At 72.9% G+C, this 19,564-nt stretch carries 15 protein-coding genes; 11 read left to right on the forward strand and 4 right to left on the reverse strand.

Going from position 1 to position 19,564, the window contains the following annotated elements; all coding sequences use genetic code 11:
• Nucleotides 1–12: 12 nt before the first annotated feature.
• Nucleotides 13–2,202 carry an MMPL family transporter gene (locus ACRAKF_RS12140; RefSeq protein ID WP_447037001.1) on the reverse strand — a complete coding sequence of 730 codons (2,190 nt, stop codon included), beginning with the start codon at nucleotides 2,200–2,202 and terminating at the stop codon, nucleotides 13–15.
• Nucleotides 2,203–2,482: 280 nt separating this feature from the next.
• On the opposite strand from ACRAKF_RS12140, the gene ACRAKF_RS12145 reads away from it, so the two are divergent.
• The 3 genes from ACRAKF_RS12145 to ACRAKF_RS12155 are packed head-to-tail and all read left to right on the forward strand — an operon-like array spanning nucleotide 2,483 to nucleotide 5,827.
• Nucleotides 2,483–3,754, forward strand: coding sequence for a sensor histidine kinase (locus ACRAKF_RS12145; RefSeq protein ID WP_447037002.1), 1,272 nt, complete (start codon nucleotides 2,483–2,485; stop codon nucleotides 3,752–3,754).
• On the forward strand, nucleotides 3,739–4,389 hold the full coding sequence (locus ACRAKF_RS12150) for a response regulator transcription factor (protein WP_447037003.1): 651 nt from the start codon (nucleotides 3,739–3,741) through the stop codon (nucleotides 4,387–4,389). The genes ACRAKF_RS12145 and ACRAKF_RS12150 overlap by 16 nt, the downstream gene beginning before the upstream one ends.
• 55 nt (nucleotides 4,390–4,444) lie before the next feature.
• Nucleotides 4,445–5,827, forward strand: a complete 1,383-nt coding sequence (locus ACRAKF_RS12155) for a DUF1996 domain-containing protein (RefSeq protein WP_447037005.1) — start codon at nucleotides 4,445–4,447, stop codon at nucleotides 5,825–5,827.
• 15 nt (nucleotides 5,828–5,842) lie between these two features.
• Here the strand turns inward: ACRAKF_RS12155 and ACRAKF_RS12160 are convergent, their stop codons facing one another.
• The gene (locus ACRAKF_RS12160) at nucleotides 5,843–6,256 is read right to left on the reverse strand and encodes a hypothetical protein (protein WP_447037007.1); all 414 of its coding nucleotides are present in this window, start codon (nucleotides 6,254–6,256) and stop codon (nucleotides 5,843–5,845) included.
• A gap of 112 nt (nucleotides 6,257–6,368) precedes the next feature.
• Here ACRAKF_RS12160 and ACRAKF_RS12165 point away from each other — a divergent pair, with 112 nt between their 5' ends.
• The 4 genes from ACRAKF_RS12165 to ACRAKF_RS12180 all read left to right on the forward strand — a co-directional run bounded on the left by ACRAKF_RS12165 (nucleotide 6,369) and on the right by ACRAKF_RS12180 (nucleotide 12,879).
• Nucleotides 6,369–9,485 carry an alpha-N-acetylglucosaminidase gene (locus ACRAKF_RS12165; RefSeq protein ID WP_447037008.1) on the forward strand — a complete coding sequence of 1,039 codons (3,117 nt, stop codon included), beginning with the start codon at nucleotides 6,369–6,371 and terminating at the stop codon, nucleotides 9,483–9,485.
• A 102-nt stretch (nucleotides 9,486–9,587) separates the two neighbouring features.
• Nucleotides 9,588–10,106, forward strand: a complete 519-nt coding sequence (locus tag ACRAKF_RS12170; protein ID WP_447037009.1) for a tetratricopeptide repeat protein — start codon at nucleotides 9,588–9,590, stop codon at nucleotides 10,104–10,106.
• 65 nt (nucleotides 10,107–10,171) lie between these two features.
• Nucleotides 10,172–12,106 carry a hypothetical protein gene (locus ACRAKF_RS12175; RefSeq protein WP_447041945.1) on the forward strand — a complete coding sequence of 645 codons (1,935 nt, stop codon included), beginning with the start codon at nucleotides 10,172–10,174 and terminating at the stop codon, nucleotides 12,104–12,106.
• 83 nt (nucleotides 12,107–12,189) lie between these two features.
• Nucleotides 12,190–12,879 (forward strand): TetR/AcrR family transcriptional regulator, encoded by a 690-nt coding sequence (locus ACRAKF_RS12180; RefSeq protein WP_447037010.1) that lies wholly within the window; start codon nucleotides 12,190–12,192, stop codon nucleotides 12,877–12,879.
• 3 nt (nucleotides 12,880–12,882) lie between these two features.
• Here ACRAKF_RS12180 and ACRAKF_RS12185 read toward each other — a convergent pair whose 3' ends face one another.
• Entirely contained in the window at nucleotides 12,883–13,230 is a 348-nt protein-coding gene (locus ACRAKF_RS12185) for a 5-carboxymethyl-2-hydroxymuconate Delta-isomerase (RefSeq protein WP_447037011.1), read from the reverse strand.
• Nucleotides 13,231–13,279: 49 nt separating this feature from the next.
• Here ACRAKF_RS12185 and ACRAKF_RS12190 point away from each other — a divergent pair, with 49 nt between their 5' ends.
• Nucleotides 13,280–13,810 (forward strand): GNAT family N-acetyltransferase, encoded by a 531-nt coding sequence (locus ACRAKF_RS12190; protein ID WP_447037012.1) that lies wholly within the window; start codon nucleotides 13,280–13,282, stop codon nucleotides 13,808–13,810.
• Here the strand turns inward: ACRAKF_RS12190 and ACRAKF_RS12195 are convergent.
• Nucleotides 13,807–15,495, reverse strand: coding sequence for a SpoIIE family protein phosphatase (locus ACRAKF_RS12195; RefSeq protein ID WP_447037014.1), 1,689 nt, complete (start codon nucleotides 15,493–15,495; stop codon nucleotides 13,807–13,809). The two genes, ACRAKF_RS12190 and ACRAKF_RS12195, sit on opposite strands and share 4 nt — an antisense overlap.
• Before the next feature lie 295 nt (nucleotides 15,496–15,790).
• Between ACRAKF_RS12195 and ACRAKF_RS12200 the strand changes: the two genes are divergently transcribed.
• The 3 genes from ACRAKF_RS12200 to ACRAKF_RS12210 all read left to right on the forward strand — a co-directional run bounded on the left by ACRAKF_RS12200 (nucleotide 15,791) and on the right by ACRAKF_RS12210 (nucleotide 19,520).
• Complete coding sequence (locus tag ACRAKF_RS12200) at nucleotides 15,791–17,479, forward strand: glycoside hydrolase family 13 protein (protein ID WP_447037015.1); 1,689 nt, start codon at nucleotides 15,791–15,793, stop codon at nucleotides 17,477–17,479.
• Between the two features lie 25 nt (nucleotides 17,480–17,504).
• Nucleotides 17,505–18,530 carry a LacI family DNA-binding transcriptional regulator gene (locus tag ACRAKF_RS12205; RefSeq protein ID WP_447037016.1) on the forward strand — a complete coding sequence of 342 codons (1,026 nt, stop codon included), beginning with the start codon at nucleotides 17,505–17,507 and terminating at the stop codon, nucleotides 18,528–18,530.
• 105 nt (nucleotides 18,531–18,635) lie between these two features.
• Nucleotides 18,636–19,520 (forward strand): phosphatase PAP2 family protein, encoded by an 885-nt coding sequence (locus ACRAKF_RS12210; protein ID WP_447037017.1) that lies wholly within the window; start codon nucleotides 18,636–18,638, stop codon nucleotides 19,518–19,520.
• Nucleotides 19,521–19,564 lie beyond the last annotated feature (44 nt).

The following is a 19,564-nucleotide window of genomic DNA, read 5'->3' on the forward strand; positions in this document are numbered from 1 at the left end:
CCGTGTGCGGCGTCAGCGCGAGGCGTACGCGTCCGCCGTGGGGCGCGGGGGCTCCGCGGCCGGGATCTCCTCGCTGTGCGAGATCCGCGGCAGCCAGGAGAGCCAGCGCGGGGTGTGCCAGTTGCGCTCGCCGAGGAGCGTCATCACGGACGGCAGCAGGATCATGCGGACCACCGTGGCGTCGAGCAGGACCGCGACGCCGAGGCCCACACCCATCTGCTGCATGTCCTGCATGGACAGCGTGCCGAAGACCGCGAAGACCGCCACCATGATCACGGCCGCGCCCGTCACCGCGCCCGCGGTGCGCGTGATGCCCTCGCGGATCGCCGCCCGGTTGTCCAGGCCCTGGTCGCGGGACTCGCGGATGCGGGAGACCACGAACACGTGGTAGTCCATCGACAGGCCGAAGAGGACGACGAGGACGAAGAGCGGCATCCAGTTCTCGATCGCGCCGACCTTCTCCGAGCCGATCAGCTCCGCGCCCCAGCCGTGCTGGAAGACGGCGGTCATGACGCCGTAGGCGGCGCCCACGGACAGCAGGTTGAGGACGATCGACGTCACGGCGATGACCACCGAGCGGAAGCTGAAGAGCATCAGCAGGAACGTCACCGCCGCGATGAAGGCGAAGACGGGCACGATGCCCTTGCTGAGCTGGTCGCTGAAGTCCTCGGAGGAGGCCAGGTCACCGCCGACGTACGCCTCGACGCCCTGTCCCTTGAGGCCGTCGAAGACCGCGGGGACCGTGTCGTCGCGCAGCTCCTCCAGGGCCTTCTTGGCCTCGGCGTCCGTACCGTCGCCGGGCAGCGGCACCGCGATCTCGGCGACGTCCGCCGCCTTGTGGACGGTGAGTTCGGCGCGGTCGCCCGCCTTCCCTGTCAGGGTGGCCAGGGCGGCACGCACCGGCGCCGCCGTGATGTCGTCCGCCTCGACGATCACGCGGGCGGGGGCGGGACCGCCGGGGAACTCGGCGGTGATCTTCTTGTACGCGACGGAGAGCGGGGCGTCCGAGCCGAACTGCTTCTCCAGGCCGAGCTGTTCGGTCTTCATGCCGAGCGCGGGCGCCGCCAGGGCAAGGAGCAGCACGGCCGAGCCGGCCGCGAAGAGCTTCGGCCGGGCCAGGACGGGCCCGAGGGCCTTGCCCGCGAGGGCGCCTCCGGCGTGCGCGCCCTTCTTGGAGCGGCGGTTGAGGAACGGGATGCGGCCCGCGTCGATCCGGTCGCCGAGCCACGCGAGGAGCGCGGGCAGGACCGTCACGGAGCCGATCATCGCCACGCACACCACCAGGATCGTGGCGACGGCGAAGCCCTTGAAGAGCAGCAGACCGGAGAGGAACATGCCGGCCATCGCGACCATCACCGTCAGGCCCGAGACCAGGACGGCGCGCCCGCTGGTGGCGGCGGCGATCCGCAGCGCGGTCTCCGCGTCACGCCCGGCGGCCCGCTCGTCCCGCTCGCGGCGCAGGTAGAACAGGCAGTAGTCGACGCCGACCGCCAGACCCATCAGGAACATCACGGAGTACGTGGTCTCGAAGAGGTGGAGCTGGTGGCTGGCGAGGGAGAGCAGTCCGAACGCCCCCACGCACGCCGTGAGCGCGAGGCCCACGGGCAGGAGGGCCGCGACCACCGCGCCGAAGGCGACGAGCAGGATGCCGAGGGCGAGCGGCACCGCGGTGAACTCGGCCTTCGTCAGGTCGTCCGCGAGCAGGTCGGAGAGGTGCTTCTCGGAGCTGGCGTCGCCGAACTGGTACACCGAGATGCCGTCCGCGGCCTTCTCCCGCGCGTCGTCGACCGTGTCGAGCACCGGCTGGACGCGGTCGCCCGCCTCGTCCGACGGGCCCTTGATCTCGAAGCGGAGCAGCGCTTCCCTGCCGTCCTTCGAGGGCAGCGGTGCCTGGACGCCGCTGACCTCGCCGGTGGCGGTCAGCGCCTTCGACAGGTCGGCCGCGGCGTCGCGCCAGCCGCCGGCCGTGCGGGCGCCGACCATGACGAGTTCACCGGCGGGCTCGTCGATGCCGGCGTCCTTGAGGATCTTCTCGGCCCGGCCGGAGTCGCCGACCCCCATCTCGTCGTCGGTGGCGGTCACCATGCCGGAGGCCCCGCCGATGACCGTGGCAAGCACCACGAAGACCAGCCAGCCGATGACGGCCGTCTTGCGGTGGTGTGCGCTCCACACCCCGAGTCGTGCCGCGAAGTTCCGCCTCATGGCATCCCGCCCCCATCGTTCGACCTGCGCGAGCAGGCGTTTGATCACGCGAATAAGCGTTGGATAAGACGTGTCCCACGCTAGGAACCGGGGCCTTCGCGACCCAGCCGCCGAGGCCCCCACTCCCCGAGGCACAGGGCGACTTCGGGGGGTGTCGTCAGGTACACCCCCGCTCGGGTGGAGGGGCCAATGACCCGTCTGTGCCGTACGGGTGAGACTGTCTCCGTGCCCGGCGCACGACGCGGCGGGCAGCACGGTGTTCACGAGGGGGACGACGACCATGACACGGATCAAGGACGCGGTGATCGCGGGGGCCCAGGGGCTCTATCTGGCGATCGTCGCGTGGGTGGGCGCGATCGTCCTCTTCGTGTTCTCGGTCGTCTCGATCGCGCTCATCGTCATCGGGATCGGCCTCTTCACCACGCCGGTCGTCCTCGCGGGCCTGCGCGCGTACGCCAACGCGCAGCGGACCCGGTCCGCCGCCTGGGCGGGGGTGACCATCCCGAGCCCGTACCGCGTCCACCCCACGCCCCCGCGCCCCGGTATCGCCGGGCAGGTGGAGCGCTGCACGCGCCTGCTGAAGGACCCGGCGACCTGGCGGGACCTGGAGTGGCTGCTCGTGCACATGACCGCGGCCCCGACCCTCGCGATCATCGCCCCGGCCCTGCTGCTCTACATGGTCTACGGCTGGGTCCTCGCCCTCGGCGTGTGGAAGCCGATCCACTCCGCGGGCGGCGGCGAGTGGTTCGCCTTCATCCACGTCACCTCGCAGTCCACCGCCAACCAGGCGGCCGTGCTCGGCATGGGCTTCTTCCTCCTCGGCGTCTTCGTGAACCGCCGCCTCATCCGCGCCCACTTCCTCCTGTCCCGCGCGTTCCTCGCGCCCACCCCGGCCATGCGGGAGCGTCTGCTCGCCATGCGGGTCGACCGGCTGACCGAGACCCGGCACGACGCCGTGGACAACTCCGCGGCCGAGCTGCGCCGCATCGAGCGCGATCTGCACGACGGGGCGCAGGCCCGCCTGGTCGCCATGGGCATGGACCTCGGCACCATCGAGGCGCTGATCGAGACGGACCCCGCGAAGGCCAAGCAACTGCTCGCCAAGGCCCGGCAGAACTCCGGCGAGGCGCTGACGGAGCTGCGTGACCTGGTCCGCGGCATCCACCCGCCGGTCCTCGCCGAGCGTGGCCTCGGGGACGCCGTGAAGGCCCTCGCGCTGCGGCTTCCGCTGACCACGGAGGTCACGGTGGAGCTGGCGAGGCGGGTCGAGGCCCCGGTGGAGTCGGCCGCGTACTTCGCGGTGAGCGAGGCACTGACGAACGTGATCAAGCACGCGGGCGCCGACCGCGTCTGGGTCGACATGCACTACGGCGACGGCATGCTGCGCATCGCGGTCACCGACGACGGCAAGGGCGGCGCCCGCCTCGGGGCGGGCTCCGGGCTTGCCGGGATCGAACGGCGGCTCGGTACATTCGACGGCGTACTGGCCGTCAGCAGTCCCGCGGGCGGCCCGACCATGGTGACCATGGAGATCCCTTGCGAGTTGTCCTAGCCGAAGACCTCTTCCTGCTGCGCGACGGCCTGGTGCGGATGCTGGAGGCGTTCGACTTCGAGGTCGTGGCGGCCGTGGAGAGCGGGCCCGAACTGTCCAGGGCCCTGGCGGAGTTGCGGCCGGACGTCGCCGTCGTCGACGTCCGGCTTCCGCCGTCCCACACGGACGAGGGCCTGCAATGCGCGCTCGCCGCCCGCAGGGCGAGGCCGGGCCTGCCGGTCCTCGTCCTCTCCCAGCACGTGGAGCAGCTCTACGCCCGCGAACTCCTCGCCGACGGCACCGGCGGCGTCGGCTACCTCCTGAAGGACCGGGTGTTCGACGCCGCCCAGTTCATCGACGCCGTACGCAGGGTCGCGGCGGGCGGCACCGCGATGGACCCGCAGGTGATCCAGCAGCTCCTCTCCCGCCGCGCCAGCGACCAGCCGCTGGGCGCGCTCACCCCGCGCGAGCGCGAGGTGCTCGAACTGATGGCGCAGGGGCGGTCGAACGCGGCGATCGCGTCGCAGCTCGTCGTCACGGAGCGGGCGATCGCCAAGCACACGTCGAACATCTTCGGGAAGCTGGGCCTGCCGGTCTCCGACGACGACAACCGGCGGGTGCTCGCCGTCATCGCGTATCTGGACCAGGGCCGCTGAGCCCCTTGTGGCAGGGGCGCTGAACACGTCGGGCCGCTGATGCGTATGTAGCCCCATGGGACGCACCTCACGAAAACGATCGAAGCTGGCGCGGCGCATGGTCGCCGCGTCCGCGGCTCTGGTCATGGGCGGTGGCGGCCTGATCGCCGTCAACGTCTACGCGAACGCCGAAGACGGCGTCGATCAGCCTCCCGGGCAGAGCGCCGACGCCGGTGCCGGGCAGCGGATGTCGACCATCGACTGTCCGGACGTGGGCAATGAACTGCGGGAGGTTCCTCAAGAAGCGCGGGGCGAGGTCGACGGCAGGCTCGCCGAGCTCGACAGCCAGATCACCCGGGCCTACGAGCGGTTCACCGGGGCCGAGGACAAGGAGTCCGTGCTGCCTCCGCTGGAGGAGCAGCGGCGCGGCACGATCGGCGAGATCGAGGACGCCGTGGACCAGGCGGGCTCCGCCCGGCCCGACGGCCTCGGCGGCATGGCCCCCTGCACCCTGCGCGCCGCCGACCAGGAGCCCGGACAGGGACAGGGACAGGGACAGGACGGCAACGGCAACGGTCCCGTCGCCGCCGACTTCGTGGACATCACGTCCGTCAGGCCCAACGTCCAGCGCCCCCGCAACCAGCGCGACGCCTCCCGCGGGACCTTCACCACGGACTGCGGCCGCAACGAGAACGGCAAGTTCAACCCCGACAACGTCATCGCGGCGCCCGGCGTGAGCAACGGCGCCCACCACATGCACGACTACGTGGGTAACCAGGCCACGGACGCCTTCTCCGGCGACGACGAGCTGGCGGGCGGCGAGACCACATGCCGCAACCAGGGCGACAAGTCGACGTACTACTGGCCCGTCCTGCGGCTCCAGAACGGCCGGGACGAGGACGACGCCCAGGCGGACGGCGGCGGCAAGGACCAGAACGTGGGCGAGATCCAGACACCGTCCGCCGTCACGCTGAAGTTCGCCGGGAATCCGCGGGGCAAGGTCGTCGCGATGCCGCGCTTCCTGCGGATCATCACCGGTGACGCCAAGGCGTTCACCAACGGCGACGCCAACGCCAACGCGTCCTGGAGCTGCACCGGCTTCGAGAACCGCCGGCTCAGGGACAAGTATCCGATCTGCCCCGAGGGCAGCAAGGTCGTGCGGACGTTCACCTTCCAGAGCTGCTGGGACGGGCGGAACACCGACAGCGCCAACCACCGCACCCACGTGGCCTTCGCCGACCGGCGGACCGGCGCCTGCCCGCAGGGCTTCCGCGCCATCCCGCAGCTCGTGCAGCGGATCGTGTACGACGTGCCGCCGGGGCCCGGCTTCGCCGTCGACTCCTTCCCCGAGCAGCTGCACAAGCCCGTCACCGACCACGGCGACTTCATCAACGTCTTCGACGAACGCCTGATGAAACGCGTCGCGCAGTGCGTCAACTCCGGCAAGCGCTGCACCTGACCCCCGAACCGGCCCTCACCCCGTGCCGTGACCGTGGTGGTCCCCGCCGTGCTCCCCGGCGGCGTCCACCACGGTCCCGCCGAGCCGGTCGCGGAGCGCCGAGATGTCCTGGGCGCCGCCGACCGCGACCCAGCTCCCGCCGACGAGGTACGTACCCCCGTAGTCGTTCGCCTCGTCGAGCCATTCGGCCTGGCCACGGGCGTTTGTAAAGGTTACGAGGACGTAGCGCCGGGCACCGTTCTCACAGGTGGCCTGGCGCAGCTCGGCCGCGTCCGTCTGGATGTCGGGCCGGCATTTCGCCCTGGCCGCCAGCTGCTCAAGGCTGCCGCTCGCCGTGCTCGGTGTGCCGTCACCCCCCGAGCCGCATCCAGCCACTCCCAGCAGCACTCCCGCCGCCAGGCCCGAGAGCGCGCTCCGCGCTGCCCTCATCGTCCCCACCCGCCCCTTCCGGCGAGCCGAACCCGCCATGTTCCGACGCACCGTTGAGCACGGGGCGCCTCCCGGATACCGTGCGCCGCAGCCTTCACCCCAGGGGGTACACATGTCCGAACCGTCCCGTCGTTCCGTGCTCGGCACCGCCGGTGCCCTCGGCCTCGGCGCCGCCGTCGGCGCACTGCCGCCGGCCCACGCCGCCCAGGGGCCCGCGAGGGCCTCCGCCTTCGATACGGATTCCGCGCGCTCGGCGCTCAACAGACTCCTGCCGCGGCACGCGGAGCAGTTCCGGCTCGGACTGCTGCCCGCGCACGGCCGTGAGGACCGCTTCCGGGTCACCGGGTCCACCGGACGGATCGAGGTCTCGGGCACGACGCCCGCGGTGCTGCTGACCGGCGTCCACTGGTACCTGAAGTACGTGTGCGGGGCTCACATCAGCTGGAACGGCAGCCAGTTGGACCTGCCGCGAAGACTTCCCGCCCCGGGCAGACCGCTGGAGAGATCCACCTCCCTGCCCCACCGGTTCGCCCTGAACGACACCAACGACGGGTACACCGCGCCGTACGCCGACTGGGCGTACTGGGAGCGGATGATCGACGTACTCGCCCTGCACGGCTGCAACGAAGTCCTGGTGATCGCGGGCGCGGAGGCCGTCTACCACCGGGTCCTCAAGGAATTCGGCTACTCCGACGCCGAGGCCAGGGCCTGGCTGCCCGCACCCTCGCACCAGCCGTGGTGGCTGCTCCAGAACCTCTCCGGTTACGGCGGGCCGCTGTCGGAGCGGCTCATCGCGGACCGCGCCGAGCTGGGGCGGCGCATCACCCGCAGGCTCCGGGAGCTGGGCATCGCGCCCGTGCTCCCCGGCTACTACGGGCACGTGCCGGACGGCTTCGTCGCACGCAACGGCGGGGACGCGCGGGTCGTGCCGCAGGGCACCTGGCACGGCTTCGCACGGCCCGACTGGCTCGACCCGCGCACCTCGGCCTTCGCCGAGGTCGCCGCCTCCTTCTACGCTCACCAGGAGCGTCTTCTCGGCCCCGCCGACCTCTTCAAGATGGACCTGCTGCACGAGGGCGGCACCGCCGGTGACGTGCCGGTGCCCGCCGCCGCCAAGGGCGTGGAGAAGGCCCTGCGCGCGGCACGTCCCGGCGCGACCTGGGTGATCCTCGGGTGGGAGGCCAACCCGCTGCCCGAGCTGCTGAACGCCGTCGACAAGAAGCGCATGCTGATCGTGGACGGCGTCTGTGACCGGTACGCGAAGGTCACCGACCGGGAGAAGGACTGGGGCGGCACGCCGTACGCGTTCGGCACCATCCCCAACTTCGGCGGGCGCACCACCATCGGCGCCCGCGCGCACATCTGGGACGAGAAGTTCTTCGCCTGGCGCGACAAGCAGGGCAGCGCCCTCGTGGGCACCGCGTTCATGCCCGAGGCCACCGACCGCGACCCCGCCGCCTTCGAGCTCTTCTCCGAGCTGGCCTGGGTCGAGGGGCCGCCGGACCGCGCCGCGTGGTTCTCCTCGTACGCCGACTTCCGGTACGGCGGGCGCGACCGGGACGCGCGGGCCGCCTGGCGTGTCCTTGAGGAGACCGCCTACCGGCACACCGCCGTGGAGCGCAGCGACCCGCACGACTCCCTCTTCGCCGCCCGCCCCGACCTGGCGGCGGCCCGCGCCGCCGAGTACGCGCCGCGCGCCCTGACCTACGACCCGGCCCGCTTCGACGCCGCGCTCACCGGGCTGCTCGGCGTGGCGGGCGGGCTGCGGGGCAGCGGCGCCTACCGGAACGACCTGGTGGACGTGGCCCGCCAGGCCCTCGCGCACCGCAGCCGCCAGCTCCTGCCGCAGCTCCGGGCCGCGTACGCGCGCGAGGACCAGGAGACGTTCCGTGCGCTGTCGACGCTGTGGCTGCGGCTGATGCGGCTCTCGGACGAGGTCACGGGGACCGCCCAGGCCTTCCTGCTCGGTCCCTGGGTGGCGGCGGCCCGGCGGATGGGGACCAGCGGGGCCGAGCGGGCGGAGTTCGAGCGGACCGCGAAGGTGCTGATCACCACCTGGGGCGACCGCGCCACGGCCGACGGCGGGAGGCTGCACGAGTACGGCAACCGCGACTGGCACGGCCTGATCGGCGACTTCTACGTGCCCCGCTGGCAGCGGTGGCTCGACGAGCTGGGCGACGCCCTCGCGGCCGGACGTGAGCCGAAGCCCGTGGACTGGTACGCCGTGGAGGAGCCCTGGACGCGGGAGCGCAAGGACTACCCCCTGCGGCCCGTCGGCGACCCGCACCGCACCGCGGCCCGGGTGCGCGACGTCCTCGCCCGCGCGCCCTACCAGGGGTCCGTGGAGGTCACCGCCGAGCCCCCGGCCTTCCCGCCGGGCGGCCACGCGCGCGTGCGGGCCACTTTCCGCAACGTCAACGGCCTGCGGGCGACCGGCCGCGTCGACTTCGCGTTGACCGGCATCGAGGCGGAGCCCACGGGGCCCGTGTCGCTGCCACGGGTCGAGCCCGCGGGGACGGGACGGGTCGAGTGGCGGGCGAGCACACCGGACACGCCCCTGGACCGTCCGCTGCGGCCCCTGCCCTACGAGATCGCGGTGCGGTACGGGCCGCAAGGCGAGCGCCGGGTGCGCTCGGTCCACGAGGGGACGCTGTACGAGGCCGGTCCGGTGAGCGACGCGTGGGCCAGGTACAGCAACAACGCGGCCGTCTTCGGCGAGTGGGAGGGGCGGTACGGGATCAACGGCGGCGGCGCCGACCTCTGGAAGGGGACGACGGAGTTCGGCACGCTGTACCGCGAGGGGGTCCTGAAGGACGGGGTCTCGGTGGTGGTGCGCGTCGACTCCCAGGACGCCACCGGGCCCTGGGCGCGGGCGGGCCTCATCGCCCGCAACGCCCTGTCCTCGCCCGGCTCCCGGGGCTTCGTCGACCTCGCCGTGACCCCGGCGAACGGTGTCGTGCTCTCGTACGACACCAACGGCGACGGCACGGTGGACACGTACAAGCGCCTCACCGGGATCAAGGCGCCGGTGCTGCTCCGCCTGACGCGGAACGGGGGGTCGGTCACCGGGGCGTGCTCCACGGACGGCGGGCAGACGTGGCGTGACGTGGCGACGGTGGCCTTGACGGGGGCGGAGGCCGCGCTGGACGCGGGGTTCTTCATGAGCGCCACGAACGGCGGCGACGGCGAACGCGGCACGGTGGAGTTCAGCGACTGGCGCCTGGCCTAGCGGACGGCCACTCTCCGCGGGGCGGCCCGGCCGCCCCGCGGCACGGCCACTCCCCCCGAAAACCCACGGCGCCCACGGGCACGCGTGTGCGAGGGTACGGCCGTGGACAACGACTGGGAGAAACGGCTCGCCGAGGCCTGGGCCTCGATCGACGCCTATGGCGAGGAGGGCGCGGCACGGTTCCGCGCACGGATCGACGAACTGGCCGCGGAGCTGCCGGACGGCGACCCCGTCGGCGCCTTCGAGCGGGCCTGCGCCTGGGACTCCACCGGCCGCTCCGACCGTGCCGTGCCGCTCTACGAGGAGGCCCTCGCGGGCGGCCTCGACGGCTACCGCAGGCGCCGCACCCTCATCCAGCTCTCCAGCTCCCTGCGGAACACCGGCAGGGCCGAAGAGGGCGTAGCGCTCCTGACGCCGGAATTGGACGCTGCGTCCGACGAGTTGGACGACGCCGTGCGCGCCGTCCTTGCCCTGTGCCTGTCGAGTCTCGGCCGCGACCGCGAGGGCCTCTCCCTCGTCCTCGGCGCCCTCGCACCCCACCTGCCGCGCTACCAGCGGTCGATGGCGAACTACGCGCGCCTCCTCGTGGAGGGGCCGGAGCGGCCGGAGCAGTCGGAGTAGCCGGAGCAGCAGGAGCGCGGCCCTGGGAGGTCGCGTCGAGGTGACCAACCGGCGATTCGCTCGTTCTGCTGAACGTGTCGTCTGATGTGCAGCCCCAGAAGCCGAAGTCCCCGTCCGCCGGCGCCGGCGACCCCGCTCCCGTCGTCGACATGGAGCAGGCCGAGGCGGCCCTCGTCGAGCACTACCCACGGCTCGTCCGGCTCGCCTATCTGTTGCTGCCGCCCGGCCTCGGCCGCAACCGCCGGGTCCTGACCGCCCACGCCCTCACCCAGCGCGCCCTGCCGCGCGGCCGCGGGACGGGCCAGGCGGTCGTCATCCCGTCCCAGCAGGGCGGAGCGCGCCGCCCTGACGCGGGGTACGCGTACGTCCGCCTCCAGGTGCTGCGCGGCGCGCTCGACGCCGCTCTCCCCCTGAAGCGCCTGGCGTGGCCGAAGCGGGCGCAGCTCCCCCCGCTGCTTCCGCAGGTGTGGGGCCTCCAGTTGTTCCCGCGCTCCGGGGGCGCCGACGAACTCGCCCTGGACCAGCGGCTCGCCGCGCTCTCGGCCGGCGCCCGCGCCGCCTACGTCCTGCGGGGCCTGGAGTCGCTCGACGACGCCGGGGTGCGCGCGACGCTCGCCGCCGCCGGGTGCGAGCGGCCCGATGAGGCCATCGAGGAGGCCGACGAGGTCGAGGGGCGCCACGCCCTGCTCGCCTCCCCCGAGTTCGACCCCTGCTCCCTGCAAGCGCGGCCGACCGACCTGATGCGGCGCAGGCAGCACATGAAGGCGGCGGGCGTCGCCGTCGCCGCCGCCCTGGTCTGCGGTGCGCTGCTCGGCATGCCGGGCGGCGGCTGGGGCCCCGACGGCGCCGCCGCTCCCCCGTACGCGCGCAATCCGGCGGGGCAGGCGGCGCTCGACCCGGCCCGGCTCACGATGGCCGCCGCGGGGGCGTGGAAACGTTCCGCCCGCCAGGACTTCTCCGCGTGGCCCGCGCGCGGCGGCCTCACCGGGGACAAGGCGCTGCTGCGCCGCGCGCTCGCCGTGTGGGCGCGGCCCGGCGAGTCCGTGCAGGTGTCCGCCACCCCGGGCACCGCGAGCGGGGCACCCCCCGGCCCCGCCCAGCTCCTCTACGCCGGTGAGATCGACGCGGCGCGCGTCGTGCTGCTCTACGACGGTCTGCGCATCGTGCGGTACGCCGAGCCGAAGGAGGGCACGGGCGGCGCCGCCCTCGACTTCGCGCGCGTGGACGGCGCGACCGGGGCCGAGGCGAACGCCGTCGTCGTCAACCGCACCGACGGCAACATCCGCTACCTGACGGCCCCCTGGGTCACCTCCGCCTCGGTCAGCGACCTGCTGAAGCCGGACGGGCGGCCCCTCCCCCTGAAGCGCGGCAAGGACGGCGTCACCGCCACCTTCACGGGGCCCCCGTCGAGCGGCCGGTGCACCTCGTGGAACGCACTGCGGCTGCGCGAGGCATCCGGCACCGTACGCACGTCCACCGACCTCGGCGAGCTGACCCCCGCCCGGCTGACGGCGGGCCGCCCCGGGGCGCCGCGCGAGGCCGCGCCCGCCGACTGGGCCAAGTCCGCGTGCTCCCTGGCCTCGGTCCGCTCCAACGGCGTGCGGACGGTGAACTCCTGGCAGTACGCCCGCCAGGCGCTCCCCGAGGCCAACGGCGTCGCCCAGTGGGTCTGCACCCGCGCGGACACCTGGCGGGGCGCGGGCAGCAGGACGCTCGCCCAGTTCGAGACGGCCGCGGCCGTCGGCGCGGTGGCCGCCAAGGCCGAGGACTCGCCGGCCTGCGGCGCCAGGGACGCGAAGGTCCTCGCGGGCGTCCTGTGGAAGTCACGGGCGGGGAACTGGTACATCCTCGGCGCGGGCAGCAAGAACGTCACCTCTGTCGCCGCGACCGGCGGCAGCCGTGCGCAGGGCAACCTCCTTGCGGCCAGGACCGAGCGCGACGCGCAGGCGCGCCTGACCGGCACCCTGGCGGACGGCACGAAGGTGACGACGCTTCGGTAGGCCGCCGCTGCCCGCCCCGGAGGAACCCGGCCCCTGCTTGACCGGCCCGCGGAAAGGCCGGTTTCGCTCGGTAGGGTGTTCGTATGACTACCGGGGTGCGCCGCAGGATGGGTGTCGAGGAGCGGCGGCAGCAGTTGATCGGGGTCGCGCTCGACCTCTTCAGCCACCGCTCGCCCGACGACGTCTCCATCGACGAGATAGCGTCGGCCGCGGGCATCTCGCGGCCGCTGGTCTACCACTACTTCCCCGGCAAGCTCAGCCTCTACGAAGCGGCCTTGCGCCGGGCGGCCGACGATCTGGCCGACCGGTTCGTGGAGCCGCACGAGGGGCCGCTCGGGGCGCGGCTGCGGCGGGTGACGGGCCGCTTCCTGTCCTTCGTCGACGAGCACGGGCCCGGCTTCTCCGCGCTGATGCGGGGCGGCCCGGCCGTCGGCTCCTCGACGACGAACGCCCTGATCGACTCGGTGCGGCAGGCCGCGTACGTCCAGATCCTCACGCATCTGGAGGTCACCGACCCGCCCGCCAGGCTCGAACTCGTCGTGCGGTCCTGGATCTCGCTCGCCGAGTCCACGGCGCTGATCTGGCTGGAGGGGCGCCGCATCCCGCGCGCGGAGCTGGAGCTCCAGCTCGTGCACGACTTCGCCGCCCTCGCCGCGGTGAGCGCCGCGTACGACGAGGAGATGGCGGGGCTGCTCCGCACCCTCCTGGCCAAGGAGCCCGGCGACGGCCCGTTCGCCGAACTGATCGGCCGCCTGGCCGCGCTGGCGCCGTAGGCCCTACTTCCGGTAGGAGGCGTCCAGGTCGCGGATCTCCGCCGAGGCGTGCAGGGTGCGGCCTTCGGCGGGCTTCACGTACTGGCGTACGAGTTCCACCGCCCCCTCGGTGACCCGCGCCTTCGTCTCGTCCGAACGGCCCGCCAGCAGCGCCACCATGACGTGGACGATGCCGTCGTCCCCCTCGCCGTGGCCGACCACGCCGTCCTCGGTCCGCACGAAGCGGGTCTTGCAGGCTTCCGCCTTGGCACCCGCCACGTCGACGAGCAGCGGGTGCAGGGCGAGCGCGAAGCCCCTGCGGTCGAAGTCGTCGCCGAGCCGGCCGGAGTAGTCGACGGTGATCTGCGGCATGGCCATCCCTCATCGTTCCGATGTTTCGCACACCTTTACGGTGATGACCATGACGGCGCAACTGACGTTCCGCAGTGCGGACGAGAGCGACACGGCGACCCTCACCGGTCTCTACGACGGCGCGGCCCGCTGGATGCTGGAGCGCGGCATCGACCAGTGGAAGCCGGGCGACAAGGACGAGCGGCACTTCCGGCGGCTGATCTCCTCCGGCACCGAGGAGGTATGGCTGGCCCTCGAAGGCGGCGAAACCAGTGGCGCGTACGAGGTGTGGTGGGACGACGAGGCGGCGTGGGGGCCCCAGCCGCCCGTGGCGGGCTATGTGCACCGGCTGATGGTGCGGCGCGGGGCACGCCCGGGGACGGGCCGGACGATGCTGGCCGCTGCCGAGCGGCGGATCGCCGAGGCGGGGCGCACGCTGTGCCGCCTCGACTGCGTCACCTCCAACCCCCGCCTGCGGACGTACTACGAGGGGGCCGGGTACACGGTCGTCGGGGAACTGCCGGGCAAGGTCGCCGCCGACGGCAGCACGTACGGCGTGCTGCTGCTGGAGAAGCCGCTCGGTCAGGGGGAAACCCCCTAGGAGGTGCCGCCCGTCAGGCGCAGGGCGAGCAGGGCGATGTCGTCGTCGCTGTCGTGGGCGAAGCAGGCGAGCAGGGTGTCGCAGAGCGCGGCGACGCCGAGGGGCGCGTCGGCGGCGACGGCGCGCAGGTGCTCCATGGACACGGCGAGGTCGGTGCCGCGGGTCTCGATGAGGCCGTCGGTGACCATGAGGAGCCGGTCGGTGGGGCGCAGGATCGTCTCGGTGGGCGGCGGCCTGTCCAGGCCGAGGCCGAGCAGCGGGCCGCTGGCCTTGAGAAACGCGGCGGTGCCCGCGTCGTCGACGACGAGCGGCGGGATGTGCCCGGCGTTGGCGACGTGGGTGCGTCCGGTGGCGGGGTCGACGAGCGCCAGGCAGAGGGTGGTCGTGGCGTCGGGGTGGTAGCGCTGGAGCATTTTGTCGAGGCGGTACGCGAGGGCCCGCGGATCGGACTCGTCGACGCAGTAGGCGCGCAGCGCGTGCCGTATCTCCACCATGACGGTGGCCGCCTCCAGGGAGTGGCCGACCACGTCGCCGATGGCGGTGAGCACACCCGCGGAGGTGGGCAGCGCGGCGTAGAAGTCGCCGCCGATCTCGGTGTCGCTGGACGCCGGTTCGTACCGCACGACGACTTCCGTGCCGGGGGCCTGCGGCACGTGCGTGGGCAGGAAGCTGCGCTGGAGGGTGAGGGCGATGTGCCGTTCCATCTCGTACATCAGCAGCCGTTCGGCGGCGAGGGCGGTGGCGTGGGCGAGCCGCCCCACGAGCCGGACGGCCCCCGGGTCGCCGGCCGGCCCGGACGAATCGCCCGCAGGGGCGCACGAATCGCCGGCAGGCGCGTACGAGGGGACGGCGAGGCACACGGGCGCGCAGCCCTCACGGCTGCGGGCCACGGTGAGCCGGGCGCCGTCGGCACGGTCGGGGCCGTCGGGGCTGTCGGGCGTCGGAGCCGGGAAGAAGCCGGCCGGCCAGAGCGGGGCGGGCACGACGGTGTCGCGGACGCCCACGCGGCCCGACATGGTGCTCAGGACGAGGCGTGCCACGGCGTCGTGCGCACCGTCGTCGGGCAGTGAGGCGGCTGCCCTGCGGCGGGAGAGGCCTCGGTGGACGGCACCGTCGTCGGCGACGATGAACGCCACGGCGGGGCTGCCGGTCAGCCGTCCGGTGCCGACGGCCGCCGCGTGGGCGAGCTCGCTCGGGGAGCGGGCCGACTGCACGTCGAGGATGGTCTCGGCGAGGAGCGTCAGGTGCCCCGCCTCGGCCTCGGCGTCACTGCGGTGCCGGGCCCCGCGGGCGACGGCCCGGACCACGGCCTGGATCTCCTCCGGTTCGGCGGGCACCGTCAGATAGGCCTCGCCGCCCGCGTCGAGGCCGCGGCACCGGTCGGCGGGGGCGACCCTGGCGGCCGAGAAGTGCACGACGGGCAGGGCGGCGGTCGGCGGGGACTCCTTCAGGCGCCGGCAGAGGTCGAAGCCGCTCATGTCGGGCAGGCCCACGTCGACGAGCGCCACATCCGGCAGGGCGCCGGCGCGCCGGCGCACGTCGAGTTCGACGAGCGCCTCGCCCGCGCTGGCGACGAGCACGACGTCGTGGCCGTCCCTGCGCAGGACCGCGCCCAGCGCGTATCGACTGGCGGCGACGTCGTCGACCACCAGGACAGTGGTGTCTGCCTTGCCGTTGGCGTTCACAAGGCCCCTTTGGGGCAGGTCAAGACAGGCTCCCGGCGAGCCTGCCCGACCACGCTAGCGCGACCGTGGCGGCTCCCGGGGCCAGACGGCCCTGGTCCGACCGGGAACGGTGAAGATCCCGCAACTCGTCCCCCTCCGCGCGACCCCGGCGATAGAATCTCCACCCCCTTCTTGTGCCTGCCGCTACCCGTGCCTTGCGCCTGCCGCAACCCCTCGTGACCTTCGCGTGACGCCGGGCGTTCACTGGAGTGTCCGGACCGCCGGCCGGCGGCACCACCGCACCCCGAGGGGCTCCATGACCCAGCACGTCACCGCCGCGCACCGCTTCACCGACTCCGCGCCCACCCGGGAGTGGTGGCGGGATGCGGTCATCTACCAGGTCTATCCGCGCAGCTTCGCCGACGGTGACGGTGACGGCATGGGCGATCTGCCCGGCGTCACGGCCCGCCTGCACCACCTGAGCGACCTGGGCGTGGACGCCGTCTGGCTCTCCCCCTTCTACGCCTCGCCGCAGGCCGACGCCGGATACGACGTGGCGGACTACCGTGCCGTCGACCCCGTGTTCGGCACGCTCGCCGACACCGAGGCCCTCCTGCGCGAGGCGCACTCCCTGGGTCTGCGCGTCATCGTCGACCTGGTGCCCAACCACTGCTCCGACCAGCACGAATGGTTCAAGCAGGCGCTGCGCGAAGGCCCCGGGTCGCCACTGCGGGACCGCTTCCACTTCCGGCCGGGCAAGGGCACGGACGGCGAACTGCCGCCCAACGACTGGGAGTCCGTCTTCGGCGGGCCCGCCTGGACCCGCGTGGAGGACGGCGCGTGGTACCTCCACCTCTTCGCCCCCGAGCAGCCCGACTTCAACTGGGACCACCCGGCCGTCCACGACGAGTTCCGCTCCATCCTGCGGTTCTGGCTGGACAAGGGCGTCGACGGCTTCCGCATCGACGTGGCGCACGGCCTGGTGAAGGCGGCGGGGCTGCCCGACATCGGCCACGCGGAACAGGTCAAGCTGCTCGGCTCCCAGTCCGTGCCGTACTTCGACCAGGACGGCGTGCACGCCGTCTACCGCGACTGGCGCCGCATCCTCGACGAGTACACGGGCGAGGAGGGCTCCGAGCGCATCGCCGTGGCCGAGGCGTGGACACCCACGGTCGAGCGCAGCGCCCTGTACCTGCGCCCCGACGAGCTGCACCAGGCCTTCAACTTCGCGTACCTGACCACCGGTTGGGACGCGGCGGCCCTGCGCGCCGTCGTCGACCGCTCCCTCGCCGCGATGAACGCCGTGGGCGCGCCCGCCACCTGGGTGCTCTCCAACCACGACGTCGTACGTCACTCGACGCGCTTCGGGGGCGGCGACGCGGCCCGCGGTCTGCGCCGGGCCAGGGCCGCCACGATGCTGATGCTGGCGCTGCCCGGCTCCGCGTACATCTACCAGGGCGAGGAGCTGGGGCTGCCCGAGGTGACCGAGCTGCCCGACGAGGTGCGCCAGGACCCGGCGTTCTTCCGTACCGCCGGGCAGGGCGGCACGCGGGACGGCTGCCGGGTGCCGCTGCCCTGGTCCGGCGAGCGCCCGCCGTTCGGCTTCGGTCCGGCCGACGGCGGCCCGAGCTGGCTGCCGCAGCCGGAGTCCTGGCGGGACCTGTCGGTGGCCGCGCAGACCGGCGACCCGACGTCGACGCTGGAGTTCTACCGCGCGGCGCTGGCCGCCCGCCGTGCGCACCCGGCGCTCGGCGCGGGCCGCGGCATCGAGTGGCTGCCCTCTCCCGAGGGCGTGCTCGCCTTCCGCCGCACCTCCGCGGCCGGTTCGTTCGTCTGCACGGTGAACCTGACCTCGTCCCCCGTCGCGCTGCCCACCCCTGGCACGGTGCTGCTCGCCGGCACGGACTTCGGACCGGGCGCGGCTCTCGAACCGGGCGCGGCTCTCGAACCGGGCGCGGATGAGACCGTTCTTCCGGCGGATTCCGCCGTCTGGTGGGCGATCTGAGGCGCGACCGGTACAGTCCAATCCCGTGACCGCACGGCTAGCCGACATCGCAGCCCAGGCGGGGGTCAGCGAAGCGACAGTAAGCCGCGTGCTCAACGGCAAGCCGGGCGTCGCGGCGGCCACCCGTCAGTCAGTGCTCGCCGCCCTCGACGTGCTCGGGTACGAACGCCCGGTGCGGCTCCGGCAGCGGAGCGCGGGCCTGGTCGGGCTGATCACGCCCGAGCTGGAGAACCCGATCTTCCCCGCCCTCGCCCAGGTCATCGGGCAGGCCCTCACCCGGCAGGGGTATACGCCGGTGCTCGCCACCCAGACCCCGGGCGGCTCCACCGAGGACGAGCTGACCGAGATGCTGGTGGACCGTGGCGTCTCCGGGATCATCTTCGTCTCGGGCCTGCACGCGGACACCACCGCCGACACGCAGCGCTACGAACAGCTCCGTGCGCAGGGCGTGCCCTTCGTGCTCATGGACGGCTTCTCTCCCCATGTGCGGGCGCCGTTCATCTCGCCGGACGACCGCGCGGCGATGCGCCTCGCCGTCACGCACCTGGTCTCCCTCGGCCACGAGCGCGTCGGACTCGCCCTGGGCCCGAAGCGGTTCGTGCCCGTACAGCGGAAGATCGAGGGCTTCGTACGTACGATGCAGGACCGCCTCGGGCTCTCCCCCGATGAGATCGAGACCGACTTCGTGCAGCACTCCCTCTACACCCTGGAGGGCGGTCAGGCCGCCGCCGACGCGCTGTTGGACCGCGGCTGCACGGCGATCGTCTGCGCCAGCGACATGATGGCGCTCGGCGCGATACGGACGGCGCGCCAGCGTGGCCTGGAGGTCCCCGACGACGTCTCGGTGGTCGGCTTCGACGACTCCCCCCTGATCGCGTTCACGGACCCGCCCCTGACCACGGTGCGCAAGCCGGTTCCGGCCATGGGCCAGGCGGCGGTGCGCACGCTCCTGGAGGAGATCGCCGGCACTCCCGCCCCGCACAGCGAATTCGTCTTCATGCCGGAGCTGGTGGTTCGCGGTTCAACCGCCTCGGCGCCCAAGCGCCCCTAGGGTTTGTCAGGGGTGCCGGCTCGTTCTCGGGGTGTAGAGAATGCGGGCCGAACCCGACCAGGGGATGATCGGTCGAGGAGCGGGGATCTGGCAGACTCTGTGCCTATGGGTGAGACGACCGTGACGACGCTTGAGGGCCGACAGAGCCCCACTTCCTCACTCGTCGCGGGCCAGGAGAGGGACCGCGACGGGGGGAGTCCGTCGCGGCGTCTCCACCGGCTCCGGACCCCTCGTCGTCCCCGGCTCTGGTTCGAGATCCTGCTGATCGCGGTGAGTTACTGGACGTACTCACTGATCCGCAACGCCGTGCCCGAGCAGAAGTCGCAGGCGCTGCGGAACGCGGACTGGCTGTGGAGCGTCGAGCAGCACATGGGGATCGCCGTCGAGCGCGGCGTCAACCACGCCGTGGACTCGGTGACATGGCTGATCGTCGGCATGAACTACTACTACGCGACGCTGCACTTCGTCGTCACGCTCGGTGTCCTCGTGTGGCTTTTCCGCAAGCATCCCGGGCGGTACGCGGCCACGCGCCTGGTCCTCTTCGCGACGACGGCGGTGGCCCTGCTCGGTTACTACCTGTATCCGCTGGCGCCGCCCCGCCTCATGAACGGCTCCACGTTCATCGACACCGTCCTGGTCCACCACACCTGGGGCTCGATGGCCTCGGGCGACCTGAAGAACATGTCGAACCAGTACGCGGCGATGCCGTCCATGCACATCGGCTGGTCCCTGTGGTGCGGACTGACCATCTTCGCGCTCGCCTCGGTGCCGTGGGTCAAGGTCCTCGGCCTGCTCTACCCCGTGACGACACTCGTCGTCATCGTGGCGACGGCCAACCACTTCTGGCTCGACGCCGTGGGCGGCATGATCTGCCTGGCCTTCGGCTTCGCCGTGGCGCGGCTCTGGTCCGGCGCGATGCCGTACGCGCTGCCGCGCGAGGTGGCGGTACGGGAGGCTTCCGGCAGCCCGCGGCTGCCGGTCAGCCCCTGACGCCACCGATGCCGGACGAGACGCGGTCGGCGCTGCGGGGGCTG

Source organism: Streptomyces sp. DSM 118878, from assembly GCF_052936595.1.

What these genes read in the sequence shown, in the direction of transcription:
- ACRAKF_RS12140 (WP_447037001.1), bottom strand. Translation starts at nt 2,202, where the DNA reads ATGAGGCGGAACTTCGCGGCACGACTCGGGGTGTGGAGCGCACACCAC.
- ACRAKF_RS12145 (WP_447037002.1), top strand. Translation starts at nt 2,483, where the DNA reads ATGACACGGATCAAGGACGCGGTGATCGCGGGGGCCCAGGGGCTCTAT.
- ACRAKF_RS12155 (WP_447037005.1), top strand. Translation starts at nt 4,445, where the DNA reads ATGGGACGCACCTCACGAAAACGATCGAAGCTGGCGCGGCGCATGGTC.
- ACRAKF_RS12160 (WP_447037007.1), bottom strand. Translation starts at nt 6,256, where the DNA reads ATGAGGGCAGCGCGGAGCGCGCTCTCGGGCCTGGCGGCGGGAGTGCTG.
- ACRAKF_RS12165 (WP_447037008.1), top strand. Translation starts at nt 6,369, where the DNA reads ATGTCCGAACCGTCCCGTCGTTCCGTGCTCGGCACCGCCGGTGCCCTC.
- ACRAKF_RS12180 (WP_447037010.1), top strand. Translation starts at nt 12,190, where the DNA reads ATGACTACCGGGGTGCGCCGCAGGATGGGTGTCGAGGAGCGGCGGCAG.
- ACRAKF_RS12185 (WP_447037011.1), bottom strand. Translation starts at nt 13,230, where the DNA reads ATGCCGCAGATCACCGTCGACTACTCCGGCCGGCTCGGCGACGACTTC.
- ACRAKF_RS12190 (WP_447037012.1), top strand. Translation starts at nt 13,280, where the DNA reads ATGACGGCGCAACTGACGTTCCGCAGTGCGGACGAGAGCGACACGGCG.
- ACRAKF_RS12200 (WP_447037015.1), top strand. Translation starts at nt 15,791, where the DNA reads ATGACCCAGCACGTCACCGCCGCGCACCGCTTCACCGACTCCGCGCCC.
- ACRAKF_RS12210 (WP_447037017.1), top strand. Translation starts at nt 18,636, where the DNA reads ATGGGTGAGACGACCGTGACGACGCTTGAGGGCCGACAGAGCCCCACT.